At 58.3% G+C, this 7,010-nt stretch carries 8 protein-coding genes and 1 pseudogene; 7 read left to right on the top strand and 2 right to left on the bottom strand.

What is annotated here, in order from left to right:
- Positions 1-173: pseudogene (locus tag QZY07_RS02260) on the top strand (IS1595 family transposase); the annotation flags it as partial.
- A gap of 498 nt (positions 174-671) precedes the next feature.
- On the opposite strand, the gene parA reads toward QZY07_RS02260, so the two are convergent.
- The gene (gene parA / locus QZY07_RS02255) at positions 672-1,202 is read right to left on the bottom strand and encodes a ParA family partition ATPase (protein ID WP_295399479.1); all 531 of its coding nucleotides are present in this window, start codon (positions 1,200-1,202) and stop codon (positions 672-674) included.
- A 375-nt stretch (positions 1,203-1,577) separates the two neighbouring features.
- On the opposite strand from parA, the gene QZY07_RS02250 reads away from it, so the two are divergent.
- The 5 genes from QZY07_RS02250 (at position 1,578) to QZY07_RS02230 (ending at position 4,359) form a co-directional block, all read left to right on the top strand.
- Positions 1,578-2,018 carry a single-stranded DNA-binding protein gene (locus QZY07_RS02250; RefSeq protein ID WP_295399478.1) on the top strand — a complete coding sequence of 147 codons (441 nt, stop codon included), beginning with the start codon at positions 1,578-1,580 and terminating at the stop codon, positions 2,016-2,018.
- Positions 2,019-2,289: 271 nt separating this feature from the next.
- Positions 2,290-2,766 (top strand): Hsp20 family protein, encoded by a 477-nt coding sequence (locus QZY07_RS02245; RefSeq protein WP_295399477.1) that lies wholly within the window; start codon positions 2,290-2,292, stop codon positions 2,764-2,766.
- A gap of 126 nt (positions 2,767-2,892) precedes the next feature.
- Positions 2,893-3,264 carry a calcium-binding protein gene (locus QZY07_RS02240; RefSeq protein ID WP_295399476.1) on the top strand — a complete coding sequence of 124 codons (372 nt, stop codon included), beginning with the start codon at positions 2,893-2,895 and terminating at the stop codon, positions 3,262-3,264.
- Positions 3,265-3,333: 69 nt separating this feature from the next.
- Positions 3,334-3,828 carry a DUF6398 domain-containing protein gene (locus QZY07_RS02235; protein ID WP_295399475.1) on the top strand — a complete coding sequence of 165 codons (495 nt, stop codon included), beginning with the start codon at positions 3,334-3,336 and terminating at the stop codon, positions 3,826-3,828.
- A gap of 126 nt (positions 3,829-3,954) precedes the next feature.
- Positions 3,955-4,359: a hypothetical protein gene (locus tag QZY07_RS02230; RefSeq protein ID WP_295399474.1), complete on the top strand. Its 405-nt coding sequence runs from the start codon at positions 3,955-3,957 to the stop codon at positions 4,357-4,359.
- 29 nt (positions 4,360-4,388) lie between these two features.
- Here the strand turns inward: QZY07_RS02230 and QZY07_RS02225 are convergent, their stop codons facing one another.
- Entirely contained in the window at positions 4,389-5,243 is an 855-nt protein-coding gene (locus tag QZY07_RS02225; protein ID WP_295399473.1) for a pentapeptide repeat-containing protein, read from the bottom strand.
- Positions 5,244-5,917: 674 nt separating this feature from the next.
- On the opposite strand from QZY07_RS02225, the gene QZY07_RS02220 reads away from it, so the two are divergent.
- Positions 5,918-6,775, top strand: a complete 858-nt coding sequence (locus QZY07_RS02220; protein WP_295399472.1) for a hypothetical protein — start codon at positions 5,918-5,920, stop codon at positions 6,773-6,775.
- The last annotated feature ends 235 nt before the right edge of the window (positions 6,776-7,010 follow it).

The raw sequence follows: 7,010 nt of genomic DNA, 5'->3' as shown, positions 1-7,010 counted from the left end.
TATCACGCCTTCGACTTCGCCAAATATGGCGAGCGCTACCTTGGCGCCTTCGCCTACCGCTTCAACCGGCGGTTTCATCTCGATACCCTTCCCAGCCGACTGCTCGTCGCGGCGATTGCCGTGGGGCCGTGCCCGGCGCGCGCTGGATCCGCCTGGCTGAGGAATCTTGCTAATCAGGTTTAGCCTTGCATCAATGGGCTCCCAAAGAAGGCAATCAGCAACTTACTATTCGCTGTCATTGGCAGGTAGCGGGATCTAAAACCACAAATGTGGTTTTGTGGTTTTAATCATTTACGGGTAATACCTGCTTCTGTTTCGAGTTCGGCGATCCGACGTTCTATGAACTCTTGAATCTCGCCGACCATTTTGCGCCCCGTGGCGCTGCAAGCGGTCTTGAATCGCGTATGAGTGCTGGCTGGCAGATCAAGACTAAGGCGCTTGGTCGGCTCGGCAGGAGTTGATAGCGGTGAAACGGTGGCTGGCACGGGTGAACGGTCATGCCCTACCCCGCCTCTTTCGAAAGCGTCAATGGTCTCAGCCGATGGCTGTCTTGGCTTTGGCGCTGCTGCGAAGGTCTTCCTAGACATAGCTCAATATTTCATTGGTTAATGTTTCGATCTCTCTGACGGCAGGGCCGCGCGGACTCCATTCGAAGATCGTTTTGCCCATCGTCATGCTTTCGGCGAAGGATACGCGCTGCTCGATCTCTGCATTGAGGATCGGATGCCTGCCTCGGCTGCCATGACGCGGATGTCGCGACCGATGACTGTATTCCGTATTTTACGCGAAACCACAAACCCACATTTAAGGGTTTGTTTGTAATCCTGTGCCTCACGGACTTGGCGAACGGTCAAGTCGGATGCCCAAGTAGACAGTCCGGATGGTTCGATAGGAAGAGCAACGAAATCAGAGGCAATGATGCATGATCGGGCAATCTGTTCGGCATGGGGCGGTCCATCAATGATGGTAAACGCAAAGTCTGAGGCGAGCCTAAGCGCCTCCTTCGCCATGTTCTCACGCGCCATGCTGACGACATCGAAATTCGGCTCCTCGCGCAGGGCTGCCCATGTGCTGGCCGAGCCCTGCTTGTCGGCGTCGATGAGAAGAACTTTGTGACCTTGAGAGACTAGCGCGGCGGCAACATTGACGGACAGCGTCGTCTTGCCGACCCCACCTTTCTGATTGAGGAAGGAGATAACCATAAGCCCACACTACCACATTAGTGGGTAAGCTTGAATAAACATTACCACATACCCACATTTGTTATTTTATGCAGAGACGAAGGAAGACAACCAAAATATCACATTAATTTATAAGCTTTAGTAAAATTTCCACATACCCATAAAACCCACATACACACATACCCACTTTTTTTGTTTTATGTAGAGACGAAGGGAGATAACCATAAGCCCACACTACCACATTAGTGGGTAAGCTTGAATAAACATTACCACATACCCACATTTGTTGTTTTGTGTAGAGACGGGTAATTAAAAATGCACCAGTAGCTAGGCAGGCAGGTCAGTTTTGCGGATGATGAAAGTCCATTTCCGAGTCCAGGATAGAGGGATGCAACCATGCTGATCGGCAACCTCTACGGACGCCTGGGCGCCGATCCCGTGGCGCGCTTGACCAAGAACGGCCATGCCATGGCCACCGCGTCGGTCGCGGTCGATGTCACCGCTTGGCAGGCCGAGGAGCCAGACACCTTGTGGGTGTCCCTGCTCTGCTTTGGCGTTCAAGCCGACGTCTTATTGCGTGCTCGCAAAGGTGAAATGGTTGCCGCCATCGGCAAGCTTACCCGCCACGACTACACCCACCCCGAGACGGGCGAGGTCCGCGAGAACTGGACCTTGCTGGCCGAGTCGGTGGTCACCACGACCTCGGCACTCCCTCCTGAAGGACGCCACAAGAAGCGCCATGGCCCAGGGGAGGAGGAAACCCATCCGGACGACGATCCATTCTTGCCGCCGGACGGGGAGGGGGCACCGGACTTCGACGATCCGATTCCCTTTTGACATCACACCCTGCCCGAAACCGAATTCCGCGTTTGCGGCGCCTGAGCGTGAAAAGCCTGGAATAACACTCAGAATGGCCAACCACAGGCCATCTGAGCCTCATTCGCGAACGGTGAAGCACCCGGCAACGCAACCATTAGCACTCCCCTTGACAGAGTGCTAATCCGGACCTACTTTACATAACATAGCCGTCGCCCTGCGGGGGACGGTGACACCGGCGGTTCACCCGAACGCCATTTCGCTGTTCATATTGCTCCTTGGAGGATATGTCATGACCACGCTCGACTTCTCACCGCTGTTTCGCTCCATGATCGGCTTCGACCGACTGGCCAGCACGATGGAGACCGCCTATCGCGCGGAACCCGGTGGTTATCCGCCCTATAACGTCGAAGTCCAGGACGAGAATCGGTACTGCATCACCTTGGCGGTGGCCGGCTTCTCGGAACAGGAACTGGAGCTAGAAGCCAAGGAAAACCTGCTGACCGTAGCGGGCCAGCGCCAAGCCACCGAGGCGGAGGGTAACTTCCTCTATCGCGGCATCGCCAATCGTAGCTTCGAGCGCAAGTTTCAGCTTGCCGACTACGTGAAAGTGATCGACGCGCGCCTGGAAAACGGCTTGTTGCACATCAATCTGGTGCGCGAAGTGCCGGAGGCGATGAAGCCACGCCGGATTGAGGTCCGGGGCGCCGACGCGGACCGCGCCATTGCGCACAGCACGACTGAAACGGCGTTCGCAAAAGCGGCGTAAGCGGAAGCTGTCGCACGAGCGTAAAGAAGGCCGGGCGAGTGCCCGGCCTTTTGCGTTGAGGTAAATTGTACCTTTCGGACCCCGCACCTGACACACGAATCAGTCTCTCACGGCAGGTACTCTCCCATGACGAACCGAGAAGAAGATGAAGCCCGTGAACATCGCATTGCGACGGAAGCGGTCGTCGACGCCTACGACGCGGAAGAACAAGCGATGGGGTGGTATTCCTACCTCGACGACACGCTGACGTTCCCCTTCAAGGCACGCTGCATCCAGGAACGTTCGCTGTCACCTCTACGCACCGGCGAGGAAATCGTCGTTGACAGCCTGGCACAGGCGGACGACTGTTTGCACGAGATGTTCGTGCTAACGACCTGGCAAGGGCGTTCGCTGGGGCTTCCCTTGGCGCAACTCGACGCGATAGAGGCCGACGAGGGCACCTTAGAAGCGGTCGAAGACTGGCATTACTGGGTGGAACGCGGGTATTCGTTTGGTTGAATCAACGCCGTGATGCACCCGTCAACCGCAACACTAGCAGGCAAGCGACCATGACCACAGCAGGGGAGGGTGGATCCGAGCGAGTGCCGGCAGCACTCCAAGAGCGCTAATGACGCCATCGTCGCGCTCACCGATGCCTGCTGTCAGGCACATTTGACCGAGGAATATCGGGATCTCTGCCGACGCCTGACGGCCAAGCTGTGCCGCAAGCGGCCTTCACCGCTGGTCACGGGTCAGGCCAAGACCTGGGCTTGCGGCATCGTATATGCGCTAGGACGGGTCAATTTCCTGTTCGATCCCAGTCAAACCCCCTCCCTGCGCGCGGATGCGCTGTGCGCCCACTTCGGCCTCAGCACAAGCACCGGCTCGGCGAAATCGAAGGCGATCCTCGATCTGTTGAAATCGGGGCAAATGGATCCGCATTGGACCCTTCCGAGCCGGCTGGCGAACAACCCCATGGCTTGGATGATTCAGGTCAACGGTTTTCTCATCGATGCCCGGCACGCCCCCCGTGAAATTCAGGAAGAAGCGTTTCGGCGTGGGCTGATCCCGTTTCTGCCCTGAACATGGCGTCCGGGTACAAAACGACCATGCCCGACCTCGATGAGAATTGGCGTCCGTTGGCGCAGATTGAACCGACCATCAATGCCATCACGATGATTCTCCCAAGCGAAAGTTGGAGGCTTGACGATGCCATGGGTCGACCGTCGCAGCGGCTACCAGTATCCAGGAGTCCTCTTTTCGGAGGATGGCACCGTCGCCAAGGTGGCGGGAATCGCATATCGCGAGCGGCCTTTTTCCCTCATTGCCCGCCGCCGCTTTCGCCTTTGGCTGACCGTCGTCCTGCTCGGAACTTTCCCCGGCATCCCACTGCTAGCCGCGTGGGGCCTCAATGACCGCCTATTCTGGGTCGTCATCCCGGTCCTCGTGCTAGCGTATTGGCTGCATCGGCGCATTCATGCCTGTCCGCGCTGCGTTGGCCAATCGCGGGTGCTGACGATCCCACACATGGGAGCGCCGGTGCTCTATCTGTGCCAGCGCTGCCGCACCTTCTTCGAGCACGGGGAGATCGACGGCGGGTGGCCTTGGAAATGAACCTCACGGGCAGCACTCCCGCAACCCGCTCACCGCAGGTGCTTCTTATAGGTTGGTATCACCGCGTTGCGCGCTTTGGAGAAGTTTGCGAACTCCATGGTCACGGTGGCCAGTTCGACACCCGAGAAATCCGCGTTCGTCACATCGGCACGCTGCAAGATTGCCCCGCCTAGGATAGCATTGGTGAAATCGACATCGGTCAGGTTGGCATGGCGGAAATTGGTGTCCTGAGCAGAGACGTTGCGGAGTTTGGCGCCACGCAGGTCGGCGCCTTCCAGATTGGCCAGATTGATCACCGTGAATCCATCCGGAAAGGAACTGGTGAGATCGGCATGGTGTAGGCTCGCCCGGACCAGATTGGCATCGTTCAGGTGGCAGTCGCGCAGATCGGCGCAACAGAGTTCCGCCTCGCGCAGATTGGCCTTGATGAAGAGCGCCTTCAGCGCGATCACATGCGAGAGGTCGCTGCCGTGGAAATCGGTGTCGCACAGGTCAGCATGGGTCAAGTTGGCACTCCGCAGGTTGGCGAAACGACTCTCCACTCGGCGCAGATCCGCGCAAACAAGCTGTGCGTGAGACAGGTTCGCACCGTTCAGCATCGCGGCCCGTGAAGCGTGCTCGGCACCCAGGCGGGCGCGAGTCAGATTTGCGGAACTCAGATCGGCATCTTTCAGATTGGCACCGATGAGAGTGGCGTCGACCAGGCGTGCGCCGCAGAGGAGCGCCCCGATCAGATCGCTGGAAGAAAGATTCGCCCCAGTGAGATCGGCTTCACGCAGATCCGCGCCGTTCAATTGCATATCGCGCAGGTCAGCGCCGACGAGCGAGTCACTTTCGACGATCTCCAGGATTTGCCCCGTCTCGTGATGTTTGATTTCGACCATTCCCGAATCTCCGTTGGTTGTTGATGGGGACGATGCGGATGCTGGAGTTCAAGGCGGGAGGTTTCCGGAAGCGCGACTCCCGCTCGTCGACTTCAGCTCTGTTAAACCGCGTCTAGCATGGTCTGTGCGCGTTCTCCTAGACTCCTAGATTCGCGGTGGTTCTCAAAAATCAATTTTGATCAATCGGTTGCGCACAGATTTAGACTGTAAGCGCGACGGCATGCGCACCGAAGGTGCTGATTATGCGAATCAATTTGCACCGATGCCTGCGTCAACTGCCGGATTTAGATGTCTGTGGTGATTCGCCCCTCTCCTGAACCAACAGCGACAAAACCCGGTTGAAATTGAATGCGATTCATCGACAATCGACATGGCACGGACGATGTCCTTATCTGATTTTGAGGTACGTTAGTGTCCATTTGTGCCGATTGACCCGACAATCAACGCCCCGTCTTGCCTGCCGGTGATCCGCTCAACGCCTCGTGAAAAATGCCTGACGCGCTTCACCTATCCCAATAGAAAGATGTGACGGCGGTCTCTCATGACTGACGGCTCTCTGCATAGACTGGAACATGCCACGTTCATGTCACGGCCAACCGCGTCAGTCACAAAGGCGTCCACCGATGTCAGCCACCCCGTTACCATTTGAGTCCGCACTCAACGAAACCGCATCGATGCCCGTGTCACCCCTGCGCGCGATCCTGACGCTGACTGTTCCTGCCGCTGACCTCGGATTGCATCCGCCCGTACTAAACGCCGTTATCCGGTGGCGACTGGTGTTGTTGCGGGGCATCGTCTGGAGTCTGGTGGGACTCATTTATGCTCCCCTGTTCGCCGGGCTCATGGAACTCTTGATCCGAGTAGGCGGCGGCGTCTTCGCTAACGTGATGGCCGCCGGTATTGCGGGACTGGCGTGTGCGGTCCTCTACGGATCACGGGCACTCGCCCTGATCAGTACCGGATTGGGGGTGAGCGTCGGGGTCGTTTTACTGATCGTGCTACCCGACCAGGTGAGCGTTGGCGCGGTCGTGTGCATGGCTGCCGCGTTGGCGGGGGTCGTGGGCCTAACCGTTCCATTCCCGGAACGCGATTCCTGTCAGGTGCCGGGCAAGGCCGTGGCCGGACTGATGGCCGGTGCGGTGGGCGGAGTGGGACTGATCAGTACCGAGTTGCTGCTGGCGACACCCCTGTCTCGGGTGGCGGCGCTCGCGTTCCTGGTGAGCGTCAGTGGGGTGCTCTATGTGGCGACGGTACGGGGATGGGTGGACGGGATCTGCCGGAGACGCCAGGCATCTCCCGCCCGCGCGCTGCTGGCGACCGCGATCATGGCACTCCTCGCGGCGGTGGCTGCCGGCAGCGTCTGGATGATCAATGGCCCCCTGCTGACCCTGGGGGATCCATTGTGGCAAGCCGCCAGTTTGGCGATGTATCACACCATGCCACAGACCATTCTGGGCGGATTGATCGGGGGCGGTCTTGCGGGCATGCTGCTCGAAATCTTCCGGTTTTCCTGGGTCAATGATCTCCGATGAGGTTGTGAAACAACCACTCCACTGAGAATTCCGATCTCTTCAATAGGCTGGCCGACATGAGCCATTGGTTAAGCGTGTGGAACTTCTGCCGTGACGATTGCGCCGACCGCACGACGTTGACACTCATTGTCAGGGACTCAGCCGGTCAGGCGGTGGGCGGCTCTGGATCCAGCCCGAACGGCGGCGAGGCGGTCTGGGTACTCGTCGACCACCCACTCCATTCACTTGACCAAGC

The organism is uncultured Thiocystis sp. (assembly GCF_903866365.1).
In the GTDB taxonomy this organism is placed as follows: domain Bacteria; phylum Pseudomonadota; class Gammaproteobacteria; order Chromatiales; family Chromatiaceae; genus Chromatium.
The sequence above is the reverse complement of the archived record's forward strand: the minus strand, read 5'-3'. Positions and strand labels throughout refer to the sequence as shown.